General features: G+C 66.9%; 25 protein-coding genes and 1 riboswitch. Of the genes, 15 read left to right on the top strand and 10 right to left on the bottom strand.

Going from position 1 to position 23,094, the window contains the following annotated elements:
* Positions 1 to 166: 166 nt before the first annotated feature.
* From DTA22_RS21605 to DTA22_RS35945, 8 genes are all read left to right on the top strand, one after another.
* The gene (locus DTA22_RS21605) at positions 167 to 430 is read left to right on the top strand and encodes a hypothetical protein (RefSeq protein WP_112300848.1); all 264 of its coding nucleotides are present in this window, start codon (positions 167 to 169) and stop codon (positions 428 to 430) included.
* Positions 427 to 741: a hypothetical protein gene (locus DTA22_RS21600; protein ID WP_112300847.1), complete on the top strand. Its 315-nt coding sequence runs from the start codon at positions 427 to 429 to the stop codon at positions 739 to 741. Before DTA22_RS21605 ends, DTA22_RS21600 begins: the two co-directional genes overlap by 4 nt.
* A complete protein-coding gene (locus DTA22_RS21595) occupies positions 738 to 944 on the top strand; it encodes a MerR family transcriptional regulator (protein ID WP_112300846.1) in 207 nt (68 codons plus the stop codon). Before DTA22_RS21600 ends, DTA22_RS21595 begins: the two co-directional genes overlap by 4 nt.
* A complete protein-coding gene (locus DTA22_RS21590) occupies positions 941 to 1,177 on the top strand; it encodes a hypothetical protein (protein WP_112300845.1) in 237 nt (78 codons plus the stop codon). Before DTA22_RS21595 ends, DTA22_RS21590 begins: the two co-directional genes overlap by 4 nt.
* A 78-nt stretch (positions 1,178 to 1,255) precedes the next feature.
* Positions 1,256 to 1,573 carry a hypothetical protein gene (locus tag DTA22_RS21585; RefSeq protein ID WP_112300844.1) on the top strand — a complete coding sequence of 106 codons (318 nt, stop codon included), beginning with the start codon at positions 1,256 to 1,258 and terminating at the stop codon, positions 1,571 to 1,573.
* Between the two features lie 104 nt (positions 1,574 to 1,677).
* On the top strand, positions 1,678 to 2,448 hold the full coding sequence (locus tag DTA22_RS21580; protein WP_112300843.1) for a hypothetical protein: 771 nt from the start codon (positions 1,678 to 1,680) through the stop codon (positions 2,446 to 2,448).
* 540 nt (positions 2,449 to 2,988) lie between these two features.
* The gene (locus DTA22_RS36110; protein WP_160118530.1) at positions 2,989 to 3,165 is read left to right on the top strand and encodes a hypothetical protein; all 177 of its coding nucleotides are present in this window, start codon (positions 2,989 to 2,991) and stop codon (positions 3,163 to 3,165) included.
* Positions 3,146 to 4,045, top strand: coding sequence for a helix-turn-helix domain-containing protein (locus tag DTA22_RS35945; protein WP_146777785.1), 900 nt, complete (start codon positions 3,146 to 3,148; stop codon positions 4,043 to 4,045). Before DTA22_RS36110 ends, DTA22_RS35945 begins: the two co-directional genes overlap by 20 nt.
* A gap of 459 nt (positions 4,046 to 4,504) precedes the next feature.
* Here the strand turns inward: DTA22_RS35945 and DTA22_RS21570 are convergent, their stop codons facing one another.
* A complete protein-coding gene (locus tag DTA22_RS21570) occupies positions 4,505 to 4,822 on the bottom strand; it encodes a hypothetical protein (RefSeq protein ID WP_146777784.1) in 318 nt (105 codons plus the stop codon).
* A 499-nt stretch (positions 4,823 to 5,321) separates the two neighbouring features.
* On the opposite strand from DTA22_RS21570, the gene DTA22_RS21565 reads away from it, so the two are divergent.
* The 3 genes from DTA22_RS21565 to DTA22_RS21555 are packed head-to-tail and all read left to right on the top strand — an operon-like array spanning position 5,322 to position 6,567.
* Positions 5,322 to 5,918 carry a hypothetical protein gene (locus tag DTA22_RS21565; protein WP_146777783.1) on the top strand — a complete coding sequence of 199 codons (597 nt, stop codon included), beginning with the start codon at positions 5,322 to 5,324 and terminating at the stop codon, positions 5,916 to 5,918.
* Positions 5,915 to 6,289, top strand: coding sequence for a P27 family phage terminase small subunit (locus DTA22_RS21560; RefSeq protein ID WP_245973309.1), 375 nt, complete (start codon positions 5,915 to 5,917; stop codon positions 6,287 to 6,289). Before DTA22_RS21565 ends, DTA22_RS21560 begins: the two co-directional genes overlap by 4 nt.
* Positions 6,286 to 6,567: a hypothetical protein gene (locus DTA22_RS21555; protein ID WP_146777782.1), complete on the top strand. Its 282-nt coding sequence runs from the start codon at positions 6,286 to 6,288 to the stop codon at positions 6,565 to 6,567. Before DTA22_RS21560 ends, DTA22_RS21555 begins: the two co-directional genes overlap by 4 nt.
* A gap of 39 nt (positions 6,568 to 6,606) precedes the next feature.
* Here DTA22_RS21555 and DTA22_RS21550 read toward each other — a convergent pair whose 3' ends face one another.
* A complete protein-coding gene (locus DTA22_RS21550; RefSeq protein WP_112300838.1) occupies positions 6,607 to 8,232 on the bottom strand; it encodes a recombinase family protein in 1,626 nt (541 codons plus the stop codon).
* 24 nt (positions 8,233 to 8,256) lie between these two features.
* On the opposite strand from DTA22_RS21550, the gene DTA22_RS21545 reads away from it, so the two are divergent.
* Positions 8,257 to 8,724, top strand: coding sequence for a tRNA (cytidine(34)-2'-O)-methyltransferase (locus DTA22_RS21545; RefSeq protein ID WP_112300837.1), 468 nt, complete (start codon positions 8,257 to 8,259; stop codon positions 8,722 to 8,724).
* Here DTA22_RS21545 and DTA22_RS21540 read toward each other — a convergent pair.
* Positions 8,705 to 9,649 (bottom strand): LysR family transcriptional regulator, encoded by a 945-nt coding sequence (locus tag DTA22_RS21540; protein ID WP_037244875.1) that lies wholly within the window; start codon positions 9,647 to 9,649, stop codon positions 8,705 to 8,707. The two genes, DTA22_RS21545 and DTA22_RS21540, sit on opposite strands and share 20 nt — an antisense overlap.
* An 89-nt stretch (positions 9,650 to 9,738) precedes the next feature.
* On the opposite strand from DTA22_RS21540, the gene DTA22_RS21535 reads away from it, so the two are divergent.
* Positions 9,739 to 10,788 (top strand): TDT family transporter, encoded by a 1,050-nt coding sequence (locus DTA22_RS21535; protein WP_112300836.1) that lies wholly within the window; start codon positions 9,739 to 9,741, stop codon positions 10,786 to 10,788.
* Positions 10,789 to 10,809: 21 nt separating this feature from the next.
* Here the strand turns inward: DTA22_RS21535 and DTA22_RS21530 are convergent, their stop codons facing one another.
* The 7 genes from DTA22_RS21530 to DTA22_RS21500 form a co-directional block, all read right to left on the bottom strand.
* Positions 10,810 to 11,118, bottom strand: coding sequence for a rhodanese-like domain-containing protein (locus DTA22_RS21530; RefSeq protein WP_037244869.1), 309 nt, complete (start codon positions 11,116 to 11,118; stop codon positions 10,810 to 10,812).
* A complete protein-coding gene (locus DTA22_RS21525; RefSeq protein WP_112300835.1) occupies positions 11,115 to 12,008 on the bottom strand; it encodes a DUF4349 domain-containing protein in 894 nt (297 codons plus the stop codon). Before DTA22_RS21525 ends, DTA22_RS21530 begins: the two co-directional genes overlap by 4 nt.
* 23 nt (positions 12,009 to 12,031) lie before the next feature.
* Positions 12,032 to 15,286 (bottom strand): error-prone DNA polymerase, encoded by a 3,255-nt coding sequence (locus tag DTA22_RS21520; protein ID WP_112300834.1) that lies wholly within the window; start codon positions 15,284 to 15,286, stop codon positions 12,032 to 12,034.
* A gap of 144 nt (positions 15,287 to 15,430) precedes the next feature.
* The gene (locus DTA22_RS21515; RefSeq protein ID WP_112300833.1) at positions 15,431 to 16,177 is read right to left on the bottom strand and encodes a (2Fe-2S)-binding protein; all 747 of its coding nucleotides are present in this window, start codon (positions 16,175 to 16,177) and stop codon (positions 15,431 to 15,433) included.
* Positions 16,170 to 16,946 (bottom strand): ABC transporter ATP-binding protein, encoded by a 777-nt coding sequence (locus tag DTA22_RS21510; protein ID WP_112300832.1) that lies wholly within the window; start codon positions 16,944 to 16,946, stop codon positions 16,170 to 16,172. The genes DTA22_RS21515 and DTA22_RS21510 overlap by 8 nt, the downstream gene beginning before the upstream one ends.
* The gene (locus DTA22_RS21505; RefSeq protein ID WP_112300831.1) at positions 16,943 to 18,031 is read right to left on the bottom strand and encodes a FecCD family ABC transporter permease; all 1,089 of its coding nucleotides are present in this window, start codon (positions 18,029 to 18,031) and stop codon (positions 16,943 to 16,945) included. The genes DTA22_RS21510 and DTA22_RS21505 overlap by 4 nt, the downstream gene beginning before the upstream one ends.
* Positions 18,028 to 19,023: an ABC transporter substrate-binding protein gene (locus tag DTA22_RS21500; protein ID WP_112300830.1), complete on the bottom strand. Its 996-nt coding sequence runs from the start codon at positions 19,021 to 19,023 to the stop codon at positions 18,028 to 18,030. Before DTA22_RS21500 ends, DTA22_RS21505 begins: the two co-directional genes overlap by 4 nt.
* 94 nt (positions 19,024 to 19,117) lie before the next feature.
* Positions 19,118 to 19,249, bottom strand: a riboswitch (cobalamin riboswitch).
* A 102-nt stretch (positions 19,250 to 19,351) separates the two neighbouring features.
* Between DTA22_RS21500 and DTA22_RS21495 the strand changes: the two genes are divergently transcribed.
* Positions 19,352 to 21,472 carry an MMPL family transporter gene (locus DTA22_RS21495; protein ID WP_112300829.1) on the top strand — a complete coding sequence of 707 codons (2,121 nt, stop codon included), beginning with the start codon at positions 19,352 to 19,354 and terminating at the stop codon, positions 21,470 to 21,472.
* Between the two features lie 32 nt (positions 21,473 to 21,504).
* The coding region (locus DTA22_RS21490; protein WP_112300828.1) for an SDR family oxidoreductase at positions 21,505 to 23,094 on the top strand (1,590 nt) is incomplete at its 3' end.

The following is a 23,094-nucleotide window of genomic DNA, read 5'->3' as shown; positions in this document are numbered from 1 at the left end:
AGTCGAGCGACACCACCCCATGTCAGCTCCTCCGGGTCGGCCCACCAAGGCCGACACCCAACAGCTTCCGATCACCAGATCGAAGAACAACGGACTCAGCTCCCGTCGAGCTGGGTCCTTTTTTTGTGCCATATCCAAGTAGCTCTACTCCTCGGAAGGAGGAACCATGCAACACCCAATCGAGCTGTGCAGGAACAACTTGCACCCAGCTCACGACAAGACCAAGACCGGACAGTGTCGATCCTGCTCGCTGGCGACGGACAAGGCGTACAAGGCCAAGCAGCGCGCGGCCCTAGAGCTGGTCCGCGCCCTGGAGGCCCAGGGAGTCCACGTGGACCTAGACACCATGGCGCTCGGTACAGACCCCGGTGCCACGCCTGAAGCAGTGGCCCAGTCCATCGTCAACCGGTTCGGGGAGGGCATCGAATGACCATTATTCGCGGCATCATTACCGACGTCGGAGGCAGTTCCGACCCCGACAGCACCAGCGGAACCATCGTTATTCGCGCTCACCACCCGCGTCTCAACGCGACTGGCACCGCCATGGTTGGCACCGACCCGACGACCCTCCAGGTCACCTCCGGCGAAGTGAACCCCGAACTGGTGGACATAGACCCCGGTCTGGTGTCCATCGTGGTCAATGTTGGTGGCTGGTACCAGGTGTTCTCGTACGCCACGATCCCCCCGGTAGAGGGCGAGATCGACCTCTGGGAAATCCTCAAGCACCTGGTTGGTGCGTGATGAACACGACCGGACTACTCCCCTACGCAGCAACCCCCGATGACCTCGCCGCCGAGTACGGCATCAGCACATCGACGTTGCTCGACTGGGCCGAGGCCGGTCTCAAACCGGCTGGCCGCTACTTCGCACCGGACACGGACTACCCGGTCCAGATCTACTCCATGACCGATCTACTACGACACGCAAAGGACGAGAACGAATGACATTCACAGCAACCAAGCGACTGCCCACCGAAGGCGAACAGTACGAGCGATTCCAGGACTATCTCGCCAAGCGCCAGCGGTACGTGGACGCTGGCGGTTCTGACGTCTCGTGGACCGATGACGATGACGAACGATTCGAGCTGTACCGGCGGAAGTGGAATCAGCCCGCTCCCCCGTCGTCGCTGCCACCGATCAAGTCTGTGAAGGACTACGCCACCGAAGGGTGGCACTGAAACAAGCCCTCAGATCGATTCTGACGGACTAACGCAACCACCTGGGTACCCGAGGTACCCCCAATCCAAGGAGACACCATGGCAACCACGAATCTGAAGCCCGCGAACGCACTCATGCAAGCGTTCATGAAGTCGGGTAGTCGGCCCACCGAGGCCGAGACCGCCGATCAGGATCTTGAGCGGATCCTCGGTCGACTCGGCTCGACCCAGGCCAGCAAGGCGAAGTACACGCCAGGGAGCATGTCCGAAGCTCAGGCGCATATCCCGCTGAACGGCGCATCGGTTCTACGTGCAGCCCTCGGAGCGAACGCCGGGAGCATCAACGGTGCCGCTACGAACTCGGCTGCTGCACTGATCAGAGATGCGATCTCCCAGCGACAGGACTACGCCGGATAGTCGTATCCGCTTGCTAGACAACTGAATAGCTCACACACGGCCAGCCATCGAGCTGGCCATTCTTATGCCCGGACCAGGGCAACAACCAAGGAGAGAAGAACACTATGACTACCCAGTACATGAAGGTTTCCCGCATCGCCAACTGGACGTCCACGTTGGACGTCAAGCTCCCCAAGTCGCTGGACGATGCACTCGCCGCGTACGACGCGCTCCGCTACGTCGAGACCGGACACGAGCCGGTCATCGACCCGACCAAGCTCAAGGCTGCCGGTGTCGCTGCGGAGGTCGAGCGAGTAGCCAAGGAGCTGAGCGTCAATGCCCATCTTGAGGAGGCCCAGCAGCGTATCGCAGGCCAACTCGAAAGCAGGATCATCCGTGAAGCTGCTGCGGCAGTGCCGAGTGTCCTCGACCAGCTCACCGAGAAGTTCGACGCCCAGGCGGCTCGATACGTAGCGGCAGCGGTGAAGCTGCCTCTTGACCTGACGTCAGAGTCCGTGGTCGAAACGCGTGACGCTGAAGTACTCGCAGCCCTCGGGGAGGCCACCGAGGCAGCTGGGTTCCTTGAGAAGGTCGACAACTGGCTCGAATCACTGGGGGAACTTCCGGGTTACAGCACCAACCCCAACTACGAGCCGGTGCTACGCGTGACTGCACCGGATGACTACAAGCCGCTGTACGCCTTGAGGGAGGCGCACCAGGCCAGGCACACCGCCGACACGCTTTTGCAGTCGGTTGGTCCGGTGTACTTCGCCGCCGCACGCAACGGCGTCGAGTTCAAGATGCTGACCCCGGACGAGTCGACGCAGCTTCTCCAGGATCTGGAGGACGGTAAGCCGCTGACGGCAGGCCAGAGGTTCATCGGCGTACGTCGCTGAGCGACCAGAGGTCACGAAGGCAGCGCCAGCCTTGAGCTGGCTCGCTGATCATCACTCACCGGGGGCAGGTACCGCCATGCCTGCCCCTGGGTAGTAACACCAAGGGAGAGATAGACATTGAACGAAACAGAACACCCGTGCTCAAGACCCGGATGCCCGGACACGATGCCACGGTACGTCGTGGATAAAGGTTTACGGTACTGCTCCACGCTGTGCCAGCTCGTAGACGAGGAGCTGGACCGGCTGGAGATTCAGTGCCAGATACCACGGCTTAGCCCGGAGGATGACGCCGTGCTGACCGAGGCATGGACGACGCTCGTCGCAGCCGCTGATGCTTTCTCGGCGTACCGCGCAGGTGCCAAGGATCTACGCCGCGTGCTCACCGAGGAGGGCCAGCGCGCTAAGCGCAAGCGTCAACGAGCAAAGAAGCGACGGAAGCCGACACCGTTGGACGTAGCAAACCGGCCCTGAGAGGGGCCGTACAGACACGAACACCGATGCCCTGGGGGATTCCCAGGGCTCGATACAGGAGACCCGCCGATGAACCCCCCAGCGATTGACTCGCACTTCAACCACAAGCGTGGCGAGTACACGCACCGAATCAAGAAGGCCGGAACATCCGCGTTCCTTCTCTTCAACAACGACGAACTCCTGGAACTCCAGGACCTGATCGACTCTGCCTTAGGAGGCACCACGAATGACCGCAGCACCAAGTAAGAAGTTCAGCAAACTCGTATGGCTCAAGTCCCTGGACGGGGTCAAGTTCACGTTGTCCGAGTACCGAGTACTCATCTCTCTGTTCAACCACTCCAACGAATACGGATACGACGCACGTCCCAAGATCAAGACCATTGCCGAAGAGATCGCAGCAAGCACGACCAGCGTTGAAACCGCGCTGGCGTCGCTCCGAGCACGCCGCTGGATAGTCCAGGACTCCAGAGGTTCGAACTACACCGGGCGTGCATCCGTGTACCGGCTCGGAGATCCTGCCGAGGCCGACAAGGACCCGGCCAGCTTGGGTGTCACCAAGCCCAAGACCCAAGCACGCTTGGGACACAGGCCCAAGCACACTGGGGACACAGGCCCAAGCCAGCTTGGGACTGATACCCAAGCACGGTTGGGACTAACAGATCCGTTATCAGATCCTGGAACAGATCCAGGATCAGATCCATTGGAGGATGAGAAGGCAGCTCATAGAGAAGCTGCCGAATCAGTGGAGTCGGTAACAGTAGCGGCTGAAGCCGCTCTAGAGGCCAGCCCTGAAGCTGGCCTACTGGAGGAGAGAGTCACTGAGGAGGCAGCCCGAGAAGCTGCCGAACTCACCAGGAAGATCTTCCAGGATGATCCGTGGGCAGTGAGCCCAGCGGAGCAATGGGCGAACGAACGTGCAGCGGCCACCACTGAGATCCTGTTCCCGGTGTCGACCACGCCTCAACCGTGGGAGACGATGCCTGATTGGCTGAGCGAAGTACCGAAGCGACAGCCGGTACCGGCGACTGGTGGGTTTGACCCATTCGCGGACTACCACCGGCCAACGCTTGGAGGTTCCTACAGGCCGGCGACCACGGCCGGCAACGATCCACCTGCAGGTTCTTGAACCGGCCCTTGTGGGGTTCCCACAATCGGGAACCTCATCGGTTCCCAGGGAATACGTGGATCTTGTCTGCCCCCGTGTAGGCCTCCAGGGCCTCCACGATGACACGCGTAACCGTGGTGCCATCCTGGGCAGCCTTCGCTTGCGCTGCCTGCCAGAGTTCATCTGAGACCCTGATGTTCCTCAACGGTGTTGCCATGGTCCTGATCCTTCCTGAGGTCTGAGAAACGACGAAAGCCGGACCCCTGAGGAGTCCGGCCAGTCGGATCGATCAACGCTTGGAGATTGAGTGGATAGCTCGTAGACGACGATGGTCCCGCTGGACCCTGCGGCAACGCTGGTACTCGCTGAGCCCGAGTCGATCGAACGCTCGCAGCTCCCCGGCTGCGGGGTGCATCGGGAACCGGTCGGATGCCTTGGTCAGATCAACCATGGTGATCATTCCTCTCGTGTGTGTGCTCGTCAGGACCAGGCGCAGTCATCGCCAGCGAGAACCCCGTCGCGGTCCTGGTCCCCGAACAGGTCACCGGTCGTCGGGTCAATGAACACCGGGAGGCCATCGGTGCAGAAGGAGACGCGCTCAGCGTGTGCCTCATCCAGCTCGACAGCGACCGGACCGCACACCCCGGCGGGCATGTACTCGGGGGCATCTTCACAGGTCATAGCTGCTGACACCGGCTGAGCTGAAGCGGTAGCAGACGAGACCGAGAATCCAGCACCGAACACCACGAGCAGGAACACGAAAACGACTGCGGTGCTGAGGATCTTGTTGGTGAACATCTGAGGTACTCCCTCTGTGAGCCAGCCCGTCTGGCTGGTGTGGGTACAGATAAGCACGTCTGTACCTACAGATGCAACACGAACCGAGTATGTCCTGGTGAGCACGGGTACACACCGGGCTTGGGGTAGGGCACTGCCGGGGTAGAGGGGAGGCAGGGGCACCGGGCAGGGAGGGCACCGGGGTACCGGGGTGGGGGCACGTGGGGTACTGCCTGCCTGGGTCTGGGGCTTGGGGTCCTCGGGTGCCTGCCTCTGGGTAGGCAGGCTCCGGGCTTGGGTGGGGTCTGGCTCCGGGCACCGGCCTGGGCACCGGCTCGGGGGACGTATCCGCAGGTCAGCACCCCCGCACCCCCAGGGGGGTATACCCCCACGCACGCACGCTAGATCGGGGCGTTATACGCAAACAAGCCCCGATGCGGATCGCATCCGTCGTTTTTGCTCTCACCGGGCAGAACACACCAAACCAAGCTATTTCACTCACACACAGGAGATTTGAACTATGCCGGACATCACCAAAGCCGAGAAGGAAGCAAGAAAAGCCCTGTTCGCGGAGGGGCTGAAACGGTGCTCCAAGTGCCTTGAAGCCCTCCCAATCGACCGTTTCCAGTCCAATTCGCGGGGTTGGATGGGCCTCCGCAGTCGTTGCCGCGACTGCGAGAACGCGATCACCCTCGAATACCAGCGTCAGCATCCCGAGAAGGTGGCTGAGCGTGTCCGCAGATGGCAGATCGAGAACCCAGAGAGGTCAAAGGCGATTACCCAGCGGTACCGCGACAACCGCCCGCTGGTGGATCGTCTGCGCCGAGGCAGGCACCGCGCCCAGCTCGCAGGTGTGCCGTACGAGCACATCACGACCGAGGAATTGCTAGCCGACTGGCAGCGCCGTGGCATCTCACCGGACCACGACGTCTACACCGGCCAGCCCCTACAGGAGGGCTGGCACCTGGACCACGCAGTGCCGTTGTCTGCACCGGGAACGCCGGGGCACATCGTTTCCAATCTCGTGCCCACCAATCGATCCAGCAACAACACCAAGGGCCGGAAGAACTGGCTCGACTACATCGCAGATCGCGAAGAACAGGAGAACGCAGCATGACCACCAACCCCAAGCCCCGGATGCCTAGAGGACTCGGCGACGAAGGTAAGAAGCTCTGGAAGGACCTCACCGAGGTCTTCGACTTCACCGACGAACCCGCGAAGCTCAGGGTTCTGTTCGACGCGTGCAAGCTGGCAGACACCATCAAGCGTCTTGACGACGAAGCGGCCAGTGCGCCGCTGGTAGTCCAGGGCTCCACCGGCCAGCCTGTGATCCATCCTTGCGTGTCCCAGGCGCAGTCTGCTCGTGGCCTCATGGCGACCCTGATGGGCAAGCTCGGATTGCCCGAGACGGACCAGGAGACGGAGCTGAAGCGCCAGAAGCGCACCGATTCCGCGAAGTCCGCAGCTAAGGCCCGGTGGTCGATGTGACCACCAGGTACCGGAGCAAGAACACCGGGACCTCCGTCGCCGCCCTGGTGGCGCGGCTACCCGAGAGGTTCCTCCACCTGCACGTAGATACGGACGTGCCCGGAGGAGGTCTGAGCGAGTACGCCCTGGATCTGGACAACTGGATTCGGGGCGAGCTGGACCTACCCGCCTACACCGGGGGTATGCACCATGACCTTGTCCACGAGATCTTGGCCGAGATCGGGTGTCCGCCGGAGGAATGGTTCCGGCGGTCGATGCAGCCTGAGCTGTACCGATGACCGCCACGGCTCCGCAGCCGGCCAAACCCAGGCAGGCTGCTACGCCCCCTCGTAGTAGCTAGGTTCGGCCGCTAGCGCCTTCCACTCCTCCTCGGTGAGTTCCTTCGGGTTATAGAGCCGCTCGCGTACGTGCTCGGGCATCTCCACCCCGAGTGCCTCGTAGAAGCCCTCGGGAATACGGATGTCAACGGACCAGTTTCCATCGTGGAACTTCGACCGACGGACTCCTCCGGTGTTCAGGTTTATGGCAACACTGATACCGGACCTGAGGAGTAGCTCGCGCCGACCATCGGTGTCGGCTGCTCCCCAGGCGTCACGGTACGTACCCCCGGTAGCCCGGTACTCGTACCGGGCCTCACGAGCTGGGGTCGATTCGAGTTCGATGATCCGGGCATCAACAGCCCGGAGCTGCTCGTGGATCCGTTGGACAGCCTGAGCTGACCTCATACCCCCGAGAGCCTTGGTCAACTCGTCCAGAGCCGACTGAGCGTCTTTCAGGTCTGCATCCCGAGAGTCACCGGGAACCCAGACACGCTCTCGGACCTCCAAGTCCGCGACATCACGGAGGAAACTCTCCTCCACCAGCTCCTCCAGGTACTCGGCTGGGATCTGTGTCGTGTGCCTGTCAGGGCACCGGTAGTACCGGTACTGGTGGCCCTTGGTGGTGTGCCGGGAGTGGTGCAGAGGGTTCCCGCACACCAGGCAGACCGCGACACCAGAGAGCGGGCTGGCCTCAGTCCGTTTGATCCCCTTACGGGACTCTGCTCGTCGGTCCAGGTAAGCCTGGATCAGTTCCCATTCGTCGGTTGTCACAAGCGGTTCAGCCATCTGGAGCGGCTGACCATCGTCACCACGCACCGTCTCACCGTTGTGGTGGACGTGACCACGGAGAGCCTTGGACCGAAGTAGCTGCCGAAGCGTCGTCGGTGCCCACTTGGACCGAGGTTCGATTCCGTCGACCCGATGCAGCGACGGAGTACCGGCTCTCACGGTTCGGTAGTAGTCGCCTGGGGTGAGAACACCCTCGTCATTCAAGTTTCTGGCGGTTGCCGTGAACGGCTGGTCATCGAGTACGGAGTCGACGATTCGACGCACGAGCGTCGAAGCCAGAGGGTCAATCTCCAAGGCCCAGCCTTGGCCGTCTGTCCGTTTGACAGCCGTATACCCAAACGGAGGCTTGCCGCCAGCCCACCGGGCACGCTCTCGGAGCTTGGCCCGTGATGCCAAGGTCCGCTCCCGGATAGCCTCCAGCTCCCCCTCTGCGATACCGGCGATAATCGCCGCCAGCATCCGACCGGTAGTGGTGCTCAGGTCCATCGACTCAGCACACGAGACCAGAGTCTTACCGTTGTCCATCGACCACCCGAACAGCTTGTTGAGCTGTATCGCGTTACGACCAAGCCGGTCCAGCTTCCATGCTGCGAGAATGTCCCACTCGTGGGCCTTGCTCGGGTCTGTCAACCACGGACCCAGGGCCGGGGTGTCGAATGGGTCCACAGACCCGGAGACGTCTTCGTCCACGGCCCAGCCGACGACGGTGTGACCGTGGGCGTCTGCCCACCGCTCGATGATCTCGCGTTGCCGCTCGATAGAGGTCGACTCGTCGGTTGCCCGAGACAGCCGCAATCGGCCCAGGACACGGCTAGGATTCGTGGAAGTTGACACAAAGTGAGATGATACAGTCCGGTTGTGTTCAAGCTGATGTTCCACGAACCCCGAATCCCACCCAACACCGGCAACGCCATCCGCATGGTGGCAGGCACCGGGTGCGAACTGCACCTCGTGGGTCCACTCGGCTTCGACCTGTCCGAGCCGAAACTCAAACGCGCCGGGCTCGACTACCACGACCTGGCGTCGGTGACCGTGCACGAGAACCTGGAGGCGGCCTGGGCGGCGGTGGAGCCTGCGCGGGTGTACGCCTTCACCGCGCACGCCACCGTGTCGTACGCCGACATCGCCTACCAGCCCGGCGACGTTCTGCTGTTCGGTCCCGAACCCACCGGACTGTCGGAGGAGGTGCTGGCCGATCCACACGTGACGGAGCGGCTCCGCATCCCCATGCTGCCCGGCCGCCGGTCGCTGAACCTGTCGAACGCCGCGGCCCTCGTCACGTACGAGGCGTGGCGCCAGCACGGATTCAGCGGGGCTGCGCTGTAGCCCCGACAGCTGCGGCCCCCACACCCGCGGCCGCGCCGGCACCGAGAGCGATGTCGAGGAAGTCGCGCGCGGCACCCTGCACGCCGCGCACCGGGTCCCAGACAGCGGAGAGCCGCCGCGGAAGCGTCAACCCCTCCACCTGGACGGAGGCGAGCCGGCCGTCGGTCAGGTCGGCTGCGACCGCCAGCGAGGACAGCACGGCCGGCGCGTTGCCCGCCACGACCGCCGCCTTCACCGCCGTGCACGACGTCAACTCCAGCAGCGGCGGGACGCACTGCGGCACCGCGTTCTCCAGGGTGGTGCGCGTCCCGGAACCGGACTCTCGCTGGATCATCGGCGTCGCGGCGAGTTCGGACACGGGAATCGGTGACCGGCGGACCCATTCGTGCTCCGGTGGCACCACGACGACCAGATGGTCGCGGCCGATCTCCCGTACCTGCAGCCCGGCCGGAATGTCCGGGCCCTCGACGAACCCGAGATCCGCCTCACCGGACAGCACCCGGGCGGTCACCTCGGACGAGTTGAGGAGCCGGACGTTGGTGACCACGTTCGGGTACTTGCGCCGCATCGCGACGGTCCACCCGGGAACGAGGTACTCGGCGATCGTCATGCTGGCCGCCACCGTCAGCCCGGCCTGCCGTTCGCCGCGCAGCGCCGCGACACCCGATGCCAGTTCCTCGGCCGTCGCGAGGATGTGGCTCGCCCACTCGAGGATGAGCGCGCCCTCCGACGTGGGCCGCACCCCGCTGGCGCCGCGGCTGAACACCTTGATGCCGAACTGGCGTTCGGCCGAACGCACCCGGGCGCTGACGGCCTGCTGGCTGAGCCCGTGTTCGCGCCCCGCCGCCCCCATGCTTCCGAGCCGCTCGACGGACAGCAGGACGTCGAGGGCACTGAGTTCGGGTACTCGGGGAGACAGCGGCACAACCCAAGGCTAGTCCCACAAACGCGATTTGTGGGTATTCAACTTCAAGCCTTCTACCGGCCACGACGATGCGTCGGCAAGCTCTAGGTATGACCCCGAATTGGTTCGCAGCAGTGATGGGCACCGGCATCGTCGCAGTCGTCGCCGCGGCATTTCCGGCCGGCGGTCCGGTGACCCGGACAGCGGCCGAGATCTTCTGGCTGATCGCGGTGTCGCTGCTCGTGGTGCTGACGACCGCGCTGGTGCGTCACTGGATCCGTCGCCGCGACGACGCACTCGCGGACGCCCGCAGCCACACGATGTTCCCGTTCTACGGCGCCGTGTCGATGGCGGTGCTGACGGTCGGCGCGGGCACCGGATCCGCGGGTCGCGAACTCCTCGGCGGTGTCGCCGTCGCCGCGTCGGCCACCCTGTGGACCCTCGGGACCGTCATCGGGCTCGTCACCTACGTGGTGATGGCGCGGCGGCTGACCCGGCCCCACCAGGTGACCCCGGTGCCGTCCTGGCTGATGCCCGTCGTGCCGCCCATGGTGTCGGCCGCTACCGGTGCCGCACTGGTCAAGCACCTCCCGGAGGGCGCGCCGCAGGTCGCGATGCTGGTGGTCTGCTACACACTGTTCGCGCTGGCGCTGAGTGCCGCACTGACCGTCGCCGTCGTCGTCGGACGCCATCTGCTGAGCAACGGGCTGCCCGACACCCCGCTCGTGCCCACGCTGTGGATTCCGCTCGGCGTGATCGGACAGTCGGTGGCGGCGATCAATCTGCTCGGCGGGGCATCCGGCCACGCCTGGCTGCACTCGGTGGGCGTGGTCTACGGGACCACGGTCGGCGCACTCGGCGTCCTCGCCCTCGTGACTTTGGTCACGGTGACCGCCAGGGCCTTTCGCCGCGGGCTGGGATTCACGCCCAGCTGGTGGAGTTTCACGTTCCCCGTCGGCACCTGTGCGCTGGGCGCGAACTCGCTGGGCGTCGCGCTGGACTCGGTGGTGATCGTCGGCGCAGGCGTGACCCTGTGGTGCGCACTGGTCCTGATCTGGAGCACCGTCGCGGTCCGCACACTGCGGCACGCCGCCGGGCAACGGGGTGGGCGCGCGGTCCGCGACGGTTCCGCGGCGCACGCCCTCAGCGCGGTCCGCTGACCGGAAGGGTGATCCGGGGTGTCAGGCGCCCGACTCGATGGGCCGTCCGGACTGCATCCACGCGGACGTCCCGCCCGCGACCGACACCGCGTTGATCCCCCGCGCGTTCAGGTACTCCGCCGCCTGCAGGCTCCGGCCGCCGACCCCGCAGATCACGTAGACGACCTCGGCTTCCGGGATCTCGTCCACACGCGCGACGAACTCACTGAGCGGAATCAGCGTCACGCCCGGCACCCGCGCCTGGGCGTACTCGTCGGCCTCGCGCACATCGATGACGGGGGCACCCGACGCCAACGCGCCGTCCAGGGCATTCAGGTCGACTTCGATCATTGCGTCTTCGCCTCTTCTCGTTCCGGCGCCGGGCCCGACGGTGGGCCGGGCGGCCTGTTGTACATCCGGCGCAGACGGTACGCGCCGTACACGACCAGTGCGATGACGGCCACGAAACCGAACCAGGGAATCAGCGCCCCCACGACCACGGCGCCGCCCTTGATCGCCGACAGCAGGGCGTTCCAGCCCGCGACGACACCTTCCCAGAAGTTGTCCGGACCGGGACTGGGCTGCTCGGCATCCGTGGTGGTGACGTCGATCATGAGCGTGGCCAGTGCCACCTGGTCGTTCAGCGTCCGCTTCTGGGCGGTGAGGCTGTCCAGTTCGCCCTGCCGCTCCGACAGCGCCCTCTCGGCCTCGATCAGATCCGCGGTGTTCGCCGCCGACGTGATGAGCCCCTGCAGCCGGGTGACGGACGCCGTCAACGCGCCGATCCGGGCGTCGAGATCCTGTGACTGCATCGTCACGTCGCTCTTCGTGACGCTGACGCTGGTGACCTTGCCCAGTTCCCGCAGATCGTCCAGCGTCCGGGTGAGCGAATCCGCGGGCACCCGGATCGTCAGGGAACTGCTCGCGTCCTGATCGTCGGAGCCCGGCTGTTCGGTGAGCTGGTCGACGCGTCCGCCCAGATCGTCGACCTTGTCCACGATCTGCCTGCCGACGGCCACCGGGTCGCCCGCGGTGAGCGCGACCTGACCGGTGATGATCTCCTGGCGGTCGGTGGGCGCCTGGTCTTTCGCGGGTTGCTGTACCGCGCCACCGATTTCCATCTGGCTCGAATCCCCGGGCGTCGGGGCCGGCGACGGTTGGGAGGAATCGCTGCCGGAACCCCCACATCCCGCGAGCGCCAGCGAAGCCACGACGATCGCCGACAAGACGTATCTCCTCATGTCCGAATGCTAGCGGTGCCTGCTCACCTGAAGTCCCTGGATTTGGCGGACACCCGCAAATCCATCAGCTGCAGCCGATCCGCCACCACCGTCACCGCCCCCTCCGCGTTCTGCACCTTGCCGCGGATCAGCAGTGCGGGCGCCGTGTTGGCGAGCTTGCGGTACTTTGCCCACAACCCCACCGAACACACCACGTTGACCATCCCGGTCTCGTCCTCGAGGTTGATGAACGTGACCCCCGCGGCCGTCGCCGGGCGCTGCCGGTGGGTCACCGCCCCACCCACCAGAACCCGGTCGCCATCGGGGACATCGAGCAGGTGCGCAGCCGGGATCACCCCGAGCGCGTCGAGTTGCGGGCGCAGGAACTGGGTGGGGTACGTGTCCGGTGACACCCCGGTGGCCCACACGTCCGCCGCGGCCAGTTCGAGATCGCTCATCCCGGGCAGGGTCGGCGCGCGGGTGGACGCCCCGATCCCCGGCAGCCGGTCGCGGCGCTCCCCCGCCGCGGCGCCCGCCGCCCACAACGCCTCCCGTCGGGACAACCCGAAACTGTCGAGAGCACCTGCGGTAGCCAGCGATTCGGCTTGCGCCGTACTCAGTTCCACCCGGCCCGTGAGGTCGAGGAACGACGTGTACGGACCTCCCTGGCCGCGGGAGTCGACGATCCGCTCGGCCAGCGCGGTCCCGATGTGCCGCACCTCCCCGAGCCCGAGACGCACCTCCGTCCCGCCCGCCTCGACGGTGGCGTGCGCGAGACTCGCATTGATGTCCGCACCGTGCACCTGCACCCCGTGCCTGCGGGCGTCGGCCACCAGCGACTGCGGCGAGTAGAACCCCATCGGCTGCGCCCGCAGCAGACCGGCGCAGAACGCCGCCGGGTGATGCAGCTTGAACCACGACGAATAGAACACCAGGGCGGCGAAACTCTGCGAATGACTTTCGGGGAAACCGAAATTCGCGAAAGCGTACAGCTTCTCGTAGATCCGGTCGGCCACGTCCTCGCCGATCCCGTGCATCTCCCGCATGCCCTGGTAGAGCCGCCCCCTCAGCCGTTCCATCTTCTCGGGCGACCGCTTGGACCCCATCGCCCGGCGGAGCTGGTCGGCCTCGGCCGGGCTGAAACCCGCCACGTCGACCGCCATCTGCATCAACTGCTCCTGGAACAGCGGCACACCCAGCGTCCGCTTCAGCGCCTTCTCCAGGGACGGGTGGTCGTAGGTCACCGGTTCGAGCTTGTTGCGGCGGCGGATGTACGGGTGCACCGATCCGCCCTGGATCGGACCGGGGCGGATGAGCGCCACCTCCACCACCAGGTCGTAGAAGTTCCGTGGTTTCAGCCTCGGCAGGGTAGCCATCTGGGCCCGCGACTCCACCTGGAACACCCCCACCGAGTCCGCTCGCTGCAACATCTCGTAGACGGCCTCCTCGGAGAGGTCCAGCTGCGCCAGATCCACCTCGATCCCCTTGTGCTCGGCCACGAGGTCGATCATGTAGTGCAGCGCGGAGAGCATGCCTAGACCCAGCATGTCGAACTTCACCAGACCCACCGCCGCGCAATCGTCCTTGTCCCACTGCAGAACACTGCGGTTCTCCATGCGCGCCCACTCCACCGGGCACACGTCGGCGATCGGCCGGTCGCAGATCACCATGCCACCCGAGTGGATGCCGAGGTGCCGCGGAAACCCCTCGATCTGAGCGGCCAGTTCGAGGACGGCGGGCGGAATGTCGGTGCCGACCTCCTTCCCGATGCCACCCCAGCGGCTGACCTGTTTGCTCCACGCGTCCTGCTGCCCCTGCGAGAAACCCAGCGCCCGGGCCATGTCCCGTACCGAGGACTTTCCGCGGTACGTGATGACGTTCGCCACCTGCGCCGCGTACTGGCGGCCGTACTTGGCGTAGACGTGCTGGATGGCCTCCTCCCGCCGATCGGATTCGATGTCGACGTCGATGTCCGGCGGGCCGTCGCGTTCGGGTGAGAGGAAACGTTCGAACAGCAGCTTGTTGCGGACGGGATCCACGTTGGTGATGCCGATTGCGTAGCAGACGGCGGAGTTGGCCGCCGAACCCCGTCCCTGGCAGAGAATGTCGTTGTTCTTGCAGAACGACACGATGTCGTGGACCACCAGGAAGTAGCCCGGGAAGTTCAGCCCGGTGATGATGTCCAGTTCGTGCTCGATCTGCCGGTAGGCCTCCGGCCGGTCCGCCGGCGCACCGTAACGGCGGCGCGCTCCGTCCATCGTGAGCTGCCGCAGCCAGCTCGCCTCGGTGTGCCCGTCGGGCACGTCGAACGGTGGCAGTTGCGGCGCGATGAGCCGCAGGTCGAACGCACACTCCAGGCCGAGATCCGCGGCACCGCGAACGGCTTCCGGGTACGCGGCGAAGAGGTGCGCCATCTCCTCACCGGACCGCAGGTGCGCTCCCCCGGCGGGCGCCAGGTGCCCGGCCGCGTCGTCGAGGCTCTGACGGGCCCGGACTGCGGCCATCGCCATGGCCAGTCTCCGGCGCGGCGGTCCCGCGAAGTGCGCCGCCGTGGACGCGATCACCCGAAGTCCGTGCTGCTGTGCGAGTTCGGCGAGGGCGGCGTTGCGCTCACCGTCCTCCGCGATGCCGTGATGGGTGAGTTCCACCGTGACCCGATCGGCCCCGAACCGGTCGATCAGTTCCCGCAGCCGGGCGGCCGCGGCGTCCGGGCCACCGTCGGCCAGCGCCTGACGCACATGCCCTTTCCGGCACCCGGTCAGGATCTGCCAGTGCCCCCCGGCCGCGTGGGTGAGACGGTCGAGGTCGTAGCGCAGTGTGCCCTTCTCCCCGCCCGCGAGATGCGCCGCCGCGATCTCCCGGGAGAGCCGTCGGTACCCCTCCTGACCTCGCGCCAGTACCAGCAGATGCGCGTCGTCCAACGTCAGTTCGGACCCGAACACGGTGCGCATGTTCAGTTCCTTCGCCGCCTCCGCGAACCGGACCACACCGTAGAACCCGTCGTGGTCGGTGAGTGCGACGGCCTCGAGACCGAGCCGGACGGCCTCCTCCACCAACTCTTCCGGCGGGGAGGCGCCGTCGAGGAAACTGAACGCCGAGTGCGCGTGCAGTTCGGCGTACGGAACGGTGGAACCGGCGCGCTCCTGACGGCCCGCCCGGTACTCCCCCCGCTTGCGGGACCACGCGGGGCTGTCGCCGCCGTCGCCCGGATACAGCGACTCCGGGCTGACCCGCCCCGGCCTGCCCGACAGGACGCGCTCCATCTCGGACCACGTCGGCGGACCGTTTCCCCAACCCATCTGGCACACCTCTTCATGTCGCGCACGTGCCGTGCCGAAACCATGGAAGATGCCGCTGGGGAAGACGCATCATTCGAACGGGAGTTCGAACACTTTCAGTCTGCCATCACACGCACGGACCGGTCAACGCGGGGCCACCCGGACTCACGTCACGAGCGCGGCCAGACCTCTCAGACGGTCCTCGGCCGGCCTCCTCGGGCAGCTCACACATTTGCCCGACCCGGGGGTCTCGTAGATCAGGCAGCACGACGCCCGCTGCGTGAACCGGCGTGACAGTGACCCGGCCCGGACGTCGACGAACCGCGGGTCCGGCATCACCACACCGACGCGGCGGAGTGCGTCCACCAGCCCCCGGGCGAAGATGCTGCCGCGTACGCGATCGCCGCACGCCGTTCCCGCGTCGAGTGCCCGGTTGGCGATCGAATCCGTCGTGATCGCCCACATCGCGGCCTCCCGCACCCCGGACGCCGCGGCGAGAGCGTCGATGATCGGCGTCAGCGCCGCGGCCATCTCGGACGCCAGCTCGGAGAGCCCCTCGGTGACCGGCAGCGCCGACGACGCGGTGAGACCGCCGAGATACCCGTCGTCCCGCAGGAATGCCACGGCGTCGCCGAGCCTCGGCCGGGCGGCGACACCCGTGACGAGCGCGGTCGCGATCGGAATCCCGGTCAGTGTCGAGCTGGCCGAGTACCACCACAGGGTGCCGTTGACCCGGGGATCGTCGCTGCCCCACCGCGTCGCCGTGTCCGCGACCCGGTCCGCGAGCCAGCCGGGATCGGTCAGGCGCACGGCCGGGAACGAGGTGGCGCCGGGTTGCAGCGCGATCTGGTCGGCGATCATCGGGACGCGGCGGGCGGTCAGCTCGTACGCACGCCGTAGTTGCTCATCCATCGGCCAACCCCAGGATCTCCATCGACAGGCGCGGCGCCGACCGCACGACGGCGCGTATGCCGAACACCCCGCCGAGCACGGCGTCGTCCAGCACGTCGGCGGGCGGACCGGTGCTGATCACCCGTCCATCGTGCATCACGGCCAGCGTGTCGCAGTACTCGACGGCCAGCCGGAGGTCGTGCATCGTCACGACGATCGCGAGACCGTCGCACGCGAGGTCACGCAGCAGGGTCATCACCGTCAGCTGATGCCGCAGATCGAGGTGGTTGGTGGGTTCGTCGAGCAGCAGGACCCTCGGCTGCTGCGCGAGCGCCCGGGCGATCGACACCCGCTGACGCTCCCCGCCCGACAGCGCCTCGACGTCGCGACCCGCGAGTTCGGCCAACCCCACCTGACGTACGCACGTCTCGACGATCTCGCCGTCGGCGCCGTTCGCCCGTTCGAACCAGCCCCGATGCGGAACGCGTCCGAGCGAAACGGATTCGCGCACGGTCAGTCCCGCGGACACCCGCGGTTCCTGGGTGCTCGCCCCGATGGTGCGGGCCAGTTCCCGCCGGCCCAGATCGGCCGCGTCCGTTCCGTCGACGACGACGGCGCCCCCGGTCGGGGTGAGCGCGCGGTAGCAGCAGCGCAGCGCGGTGGTCTTGCCGGAACCGTTGGGCCCGACCAACGCCAGCACCTCACCGGGACGAACGGAGAAGTCGACGCCGTGCAGCACTTCCCGCGCCCCGAGTTCGGCGCGGACCCGTTGCAGACTCAGCGCGGTCACTGCTCGGCCCTCCGATACTGCCGGTAGAGCATCCACACGAAGATCGGCGCTCCCACGAGCGCGGTGACGACGCCCACCGGGACCTCGATGCTCCGCGCGACCGACCGCGCGGCCGTGTCCGCCGCGACCATCGCGATCGCGCCGAGGAATGCGGCGACGGGCAGCAGCCTGACCGCCCGGGCGCCCACGACGTACCCGGCCAGGTGCGGCACCAGCAGGCCGATGAAGCCGATGCCGCCGGCGACGGACACCGCGGCCCCGGCCAGCATCGACACCCCGAGCAACTGCAGCACACGGAAGCGCCGCACGTTCATGCCGAGAGCGGCGGCGCCGTCGTCGCCCGCCTGCAGCAGGTCGATACGGCTCGCGCTCAGCATCATCGCCGCCCCGACTGTCCCGAGAGCCACGGCCGGGAAGATCGCCGTCGACCAGCGCGAGTCGCCGAATCCGCCCGCCAGCCAGTGCATCACCGAACTCAGTTGATGCTCGTCGGCGACGACCAGGATCGAGAAGGTGATGAGAGCCGAGAACACCTGCGCCGACGCGACACCCACGAGGATGACCGCCGTCGGCTGCGGATACCGTCCGCCGATCGCCAGCGACAGGAACAGCGGCACCAGCGCGCCCAGGAACGCCGCGACGGGAATGGTGAACGCGCCGAGCGCTCCCACCCCGAGCCCGAGCACCGTCACCACCACCACGCCGAAACCCGCCCCCGAGGACACACCGAGCAGGTAGGGATCGGCCAGTGGATTGCGCGTCACCGCCTGCGCCACGGCGCCGGCCAGGGCCAGCGCCGCCCCGACTGCCGCCGCGGTCAGCGCCCGCGGCAGCCGGGAGTCGAGGACGATCGATTCCCGCGCCTGCGACCACCAGGACTCGAATGCACCGGGGGCCAGCCGGTGCGCGACGATCGCCCAGACGTCGCCGACCGGGATGCGCACCGAACCGAACGACACCGCGAGGCCGACGACGAACAGAGTCGTCAGCGCGAGCAGCACCATCAGGCCCGCGAAACCGAGGCGTGCGCGGGCCGGGTGCGGCGCCTGCACCGCTGGCACCGCACGTTCTACGGTGACGGTCATCGCGCGCCGACGACGTCCGGATGCAGTGCCCGCGCGATCGTCTCCACCGACCGCACCAGGCGCGGGCTCTCGAAGAAGTCGTCGAGCGGCACCACCACGAACCGGCCGGCCTTCACCGCGGGCGTCGTCGACATGATCGGGTGCGACTTCAGCAAGTCGATCTTCGCCTGCGCACTCGTCGTGCCGTAGTCGAGGACGACGATCGCCTCCGGGGCGCGTTCACCGATGATCTCCCAGGTGGACTTCGAATACGGCTTCTCCCCCTCGGCGAAGAGGTTGGCCGCACCCGCGTGGTCCGCGATGAGCTGGCCGACTCCCACCCCGCCGATCGTCAGCGGGACGTCCTCGCCGGAATCGTAGAAGAACGTGGGAACCGGGGCGGTGCCGGCGATCTCGTCGCGCACGGCCCGCAGTCCGGACGTCACCCGGTCGGTGATCGCCCGCGCCTCGTCGGGGACTCCGAGGATCTCGCCGAGCTGCGTGTAGTCGCTGCGCAGCAGACCGATGTCGGGGAATCCCTGCCCGCAGTACTCGGAGAACAGGAAGGTGGGAATGCCCTGGTCGCCGAGGGATTCGCGCGACCGCCCCTCCTTCTCGTCGAACGCGCTCCGCATTCCGCCGACCACCAGGTCGGGGTCGAGGTCGAGGATCTGTTCCCGGGTCGGGTATTCCTTCGCGAGTTTCGGGATCTTCGCGAAGGCGTCCGCGAACTCCGGCAGCGGGGTCGCGTCGCCGTACCCCGTGCCGACGATGCGGTCGCCGGCCCCCATCTCGATCAGCACCTCGGTGACGTGATCGTTCATGCTGACGATGCGCTGCGGCGGGGCGTCGAACGTCTCCGTTCGATCGCAGTTGGTGACGGACACCGGCTCGGCGAAGGATTCGGCGGAAGCGGTCTGCCCCACGGACTCCCCGCGCGAACAACCGGCGACCAGCAGCGCGGCCACCGCGAGCGTGACCAGACCGGTACTTCTGAACAACTGACCGTGCATGTAAACCTCATTGCGGCTCAGAGCCACGAATGAGAAGTCAGCAGACGCCTGTTCGGCGCCTGCAGGACTCCGCTTCGTAGACCACGACGAAAAGGATGTCGCACACCCCACGCCGGGTAATCGGGCTCGCCACCGAAACGATCTGGTGGCCTACCGTTGCGGGTCAGCGCCGGATTCGGACCGGCTTCCCCCGTGCGTGTGGCTGCAAGTGCGATGCCGAGTATGCACGATTTGCCGGGAGCCGCATCACACCCCCGTCGGTGACACCCCGATCCGCACTACAGTCGGCAGTCGCAGCTGCCCGCCCCAGACACGCCGGAGATGACGCATGACACGTTGGGCCTCGACCGTTGTTTCACGCAAATGGTGGGTCCTGAGCCTCGCCGTCGTCGCCGTTCTGGTGAGCGGCGCGTGGGGCACCGGTGTCTTCGCGAAACTCAGCTCGGGCGGGTTCACCGATCCCGGTAGCGAATCCGCCGAGGTGGCCCGGATCGTCCAGGACAACCTGGGTCCGCAGACACCCGACATCATCGCCATCTACACCGCACCCGACGGAAAGACCCTGGACGACATCGGCCCCGAGGTCACCGCGAGTCTCGACCGGTTCGCCGCCGAGGTGCCGACGTATTCGGTGACGTCCTACTGGACCGCGGACGCGGCGAGGAAGCAGCTGATGGTGTCGGAGGACGGCACCAAGGCGTCCGCCGCGATCACCGTCGACCCGGACGCCGGAATCACCGCCGCCACGTTCGACGACCTGCTGCCGAAGCTCGAGGTGGAGGGCATCGACACCGAGTTCGCGGGCAATTCGGTGGTGGGTGTGGCGTTCAACAACCGGCTGCAACAGGACCTGGTGCTAGCCGAGGCGATCGCGCTCCCGATCACTCTCGTGTTGCTGGTCTTCATCTTCGGCGGGCTGGTGGCCGCCGCCGTTCCGGTGTTCGTCGGGCTGCTCTCGATCTTCAGCGCCCTGGCCACCCTGCGCCTGCTGACCCTGTTCACCGACGTCAGTTCGTTCGCGATCAACGTGGCGTCCCTACTCGGCCTGGGGCTCGCGATCGACTACGGCCTGTTCATCGTCGGACGTTTCCGCGAGGAACTCGAGTCCGGCGCAGACGTCGCCGAGGCGACCCGGCGTACCGTCCTGACCGCAGGTCGCACCGTGTTGTTCTCCGGTCTGCTTCTCGTGTGCGCGTTCTCGGGCATGCTCGTGTTTCCGCAGGACGTGATCAAATCGCTCGGGTTCGGTGCGATGGCCGCGGTCGCGAGCGCGGCCCTGCTGTCGCTCACCGCGGTCCCGGCGCTGCTCGCGATCCTGGGCCATCGCATCAACGCGCTGACCTGGCGCAAGGATGCGGCGCAGCGCGGGGAGGTTCGCGCCCGCACGTTCTGGGGCTCCGTCGTCACCTGGGTGATGCGCCGGCCGGTCGCCATCGCGGTCGGCATCGTCGCGGGGTTGATGGTCCTCGCGTCGCCACTGCTCAGCGCGTCACTCGGCGAGGTCACGTACACGGCGCTGCCGGAGAACGATCCTGCCCGCATCGCCACCGACACGCTCACCACCGAATTTCCCACCACCGGAAACGGCGCCACCCTCATTCTCCGGGGCACCGACGGCAGCGCCCCCACGGCCGCCGACGGCGCCGCGGTCGCCCAGGCCGCGGGCCGGGTGGAGGGCATCGGGGCCGCCACCGTCGTCGCGTCCGGCAACGAACTGGTCGCGGTCCAGGCCGTCTACGCCGAGGGAGTCACCACCGACGATCAGAGCGCCGCGGTGGACGGTCTCCGTGCCATCTCGCCGCCCGAGGGAACCGAACTCCTCGTCGGCGGCGGTCAGGCGACCGTCGACGACGGCAACGCCGCGATCGTGCACTGGATGCCGGTCATGATCGCCATCATGGTGGGTTCGACGCTCGTGCTGCTGTTCCTGGCGTTCGGCTCGGTGGTGCTGCCGATCAAGGCGGTCGCGATGGCGGGGTTGAGCCTCGCCGCCACGTTCGGTGTGCTCACGTGGATCTTCGAGCTGGGTCACGGCGCGAGTCTGCTCGGGGTCAGTCCGGCACCGCTCGAGGCGACGTTCGTGGTTCTCATCCTCGCCGTGGTCTTCGGCCTGTCGACCGACTACGAGGTGTTCCTGATGTCACGCATGGTCGAGGCGCACGAGGCGGGCGCGACCACGGAGGAGGCGGTGCGCTTCGGCACCGAGCGCACGGGCCGCATCGTGACGGCCGCGGCGCTGCTGCTCGTGGTGGTGACCGGAGCGTTCACCATCTCCGGTCTGTCGATCATGAGGTTCCTCGGTGTGGGCATGATCGTCGCGCTCCTCGTCGACGCGACGGTGGTCCGCATGCTCCTCGTTCCGTCCCTCGTGAAGCTGATGGGCGAGGCCAACTGGTGGGCTCCGGCCTGGATGAAGAAGGTGCACGCCAAGGTGGGTCTCGGCCACTAGTGCATTATCTTACTTTGGAGTAAGTTCGGGTCATGGCCACCTACCTCGTCACCGGCGGGACCGGATTCCTGGGTCGGCACGTGCTGCCCCTGATCCTCGACCGCGATGCATCAGCCGAGATCCACGTGCTCGTCCGGCGCGCGTCCGTCGCGCGGTGGGAGGCGCTCGTGGACGGCATGCCCGGCGGCGAGCGGGTGCATCCGCTGATCGGCGACCTGACCGAGCCCGGCCTCGGAATCACCTCTGTGCCGGCGGCCGATCACGTCGTGCACCTCGGAGCGATCTACGACCTCACGGCGGGCGACGAACAGGCCACCACGAACGTCGACGGCACCCGCTCGGTGATCGCGCTGGCACGGGAACTCGATGCGACTCTGCACCACGTCTCGTCCATCGCCGTCGCGGGGGATCACGAGGGTCCGTTCAGGGAAACCGATTTCGATCTCGGGCAGGGATTCCCCACCCCGTATCACCGCACCAAATTCGAGGCGGAGAGGCTGGTCCGGGAAGCCGAGGGCCTGCGGTGGCGCATCTACCGCCCCTCCGCGGTGGTCGGCAGTTCGGTCACGGGCGAGATGGACAAGATCGACGGCCCGTACTACCTCTTCCCCGCCGTCGCGGCGCTCGCGAAACTCCCCTCGGCCCTACCCGTTGCCGTCCCCCGGATCGGATCGACCAACGTCGTACCCGTCGACTACGTGGCCGCGGCCATCGTGGAGTTGATGTCGGCGCCGGGACGGGACGGCCAGACGTTCCATCTCGTCAATCCGCGTCCCCAGCCGGTCCGCGAGATCTACGCCGCGCTCGCCGAGGCCGCCGGCGCTCCGCATGCCGCAGCCAGCCTGCCCGGCGGCCTGGTTCGCCCCTTCCTCACTCCCACCCCCGACTCGGCCCTCGACACGGGCCGCAAGGTGGTACTGAGCGCTCTCGGCATCCCTCCGGTGCTCGTCGAGAACATGACCCTGCCCACGGTGTTCGTGAACGACGACACGCGGGAGGCGCTGCGCGGCACAGGCATCGACGTCCCGCGGTTCGCCTCGTACGCCGACAGGCTGTGGTCGTACTGGCGCGAGAACCTCGATCCGGATCGGGCGCGCCGGCCCCATCCGGCCGGACCGCTCGTGGGCAGGCACGTGGTGATCACCGGGGCGTCGTCCGGGATCGGCCGGAGTTCCGCGATCGCGACGGCCCGCAAGGGCGCGAAGGTGATTCTCCTCGCCCGGCGCACCGAGGAACTCGACGCCGTGGTGGCCGAGATCCGCGCGACGGGCGGCGAGGCCTACGGCTACCCCTGCGACATCACCGACGACGAGTCGGTCGAGCACACCGTCAAAGCCGTTCTCGCCGAACATGATCACGTCGACATGCTCGTCAACAACGCCGGCCGGTCGATCCGTCGGGGCCTCTACCACTCGACGGACCGGCTGCACGATTTCGAGCGGACCATGGCCGTCAACTATTTCGGCGCGGTCCGGCTCGTCCTCGCCTTCCTCCCGCAGATGCGCCAGCGGCGATTCGGGCACATCGTCAACATCAGCAGCGCCGGGGTCCAGGGCGCGACGCCGCGGTTCGCCGCCTACGTCGCCAGCAAGTCGGCCCTCGACGGCTTCACCGACGTCGCG

This window comes from Rhodococcus wratislaviensis, from assembly GCF_900455735.1.
GTDB lineage: Bacteria > Actinomycetota > Actinomycetes > Mycobacteriales > Mycobacteriaceae > Rhodococcus_F > Rhodococcus_F wratislaviensis.
The sequence above is the reverse complement of the archived record's forward strand: the minus strand, read 5'-3'. Positions and strand labels throughout refer to the sequence as shown.

What these genes read in the sequence shown, in the direction of transcription:
- DTA22_RS21590 (WP_112300845.1), top strand. Translation starts at nt 941, where the DNA reads ATGACATTCACAGCAACCAAGCGACTGCCCACCGAAGGCGAACAGTAC.
- DTA22_RS36110 (WP_160118530.1), top strand. Translation starts at nt 2,989, where the DNA reads ATGAACCCCCCAGCGATTGACTCGCACTTCAACCACAAGCGTGGCGAG.
- DTA22_RS21605 (WP_112300848.1), top strand. Translation starts at nt 167, where the DNA reads ATGCAACACCCAATCGAGCTGTGCAGGAACAACTTGCACCCAGCTCAC.
- DTA22_RS21580 (WP_112300843.1), top strand. Translation starts at nt 1,678, where the DNA reads ATGACTACCCAGTACATGAAGGTTTCCCGCATCGCCAACTGGACGTCC.
- DTA22_RS21505 (WP_112300831.1), bottom strand. Translation starts at nt 18,031, where the DNA reads ATGACCGTCACCGTAGAACGTGCGGTGCCAGCGGTGCAGGCGCCGCAC.
- DTA22_RS21520 (WP_112300834.1), bottom strand. Translation starts at nt 15,286, where the DNA reads ATGGGTTGGGGAAACGGTCCGCCGACGTGGTCCGAGATGGAGCGCGTC.
- DTA22_RS21600 (WP_112300847.1), top strand. Translation starts at nt 427, where the DNA reads ATGACCATTATTCGCGGCATCATTACCGACGTCGGAGGCAGTTCCGAC.
- DTA22_RS21570 (WP_146777784.1), bottom strand. Translation starts at nt 4,822, where the DNA reads ATGTTCACCAACAAGATCCTCAGCACCGCAGTCGTTTTCGTGTTCCTG.
- DTA22_RS21525 (WP_112300835.1), bottom strand. Translation starts at nt 12,008, where the DNA reads ATGAGGAGATACGTCTTGTCGGCGATCGTCGTGGCTTCGCTGGCGCTC.
- DTA22_RS21515 (WP_112300833.1), bottom strand. Translation starts at nt 16,177, where the DNA reads ATGGATGAGCAACTACGGCGTGCGTACGAGCTGACCGCCCGCCGCGTC.
- DTA22_RS21560 (WP_245973309.1), top strand. Translation starts at nt 5,915, where the DNA reads ATGACCACCAACCCCAAGCCCCGGATGCCTAGAGGACTCGGCGACGAA.
- DTA22_RS21535 (WP_112300836.1), top strand. Translation starts at nt 9,739, where the DNA reads ATGACCCCGAATTGGTTCGCAGCAGTGATGGGCACCGGCATCGTCGCA.
- DTA22_RS21500 (WP_112300830.1), bottom strand. Translation starts at nt 19,023, where the DNA reads ATGCACGGTCAGTTGTTCAGAAGTACCGGTCTGGTCACGCTCGCGGTG.
- DTA22_RS21565 (WP_146777783.1), top strand. Translation starts at nt 5,322, where the DNA reads ATGCCGGACATCACCAAAGCCGAGAAGGAAGCAAGAAAAGCCCTGTTC.
- DTA22_RS35945 (WP_146777785.1), top strand. Translation starts at nt 3,146, where the DNA reads ATGACCGCAGCACCAAGTAAGAAGTTCAGCAAACTCGTATGGCTCAAG.
- DTA22_RS21495 (WP_112300829.1), top strand. Translation starts at nt 19,352, where the DNA reads ATGACACGTTGGGCCTCGACCGTTGTTTCACGCAAATGGTGGGTCCTG.
- DTA22_RS21530 (WP_037244869.1), bottom strand. Translation starts at nt 11,118, where the DNA reads ATGATCGAAGTCGACCTGAATGCCCTGGACGGCGCGTTGGCGTCGGGT.
- DTA22_RS21585 (WP_112300844.1), top strand. Translation starts at nt 1,256, where the DNA reads ATGGCAACCACGAATCTGAAGCCCGCGAACGCACTCATGCAAGCGTTC.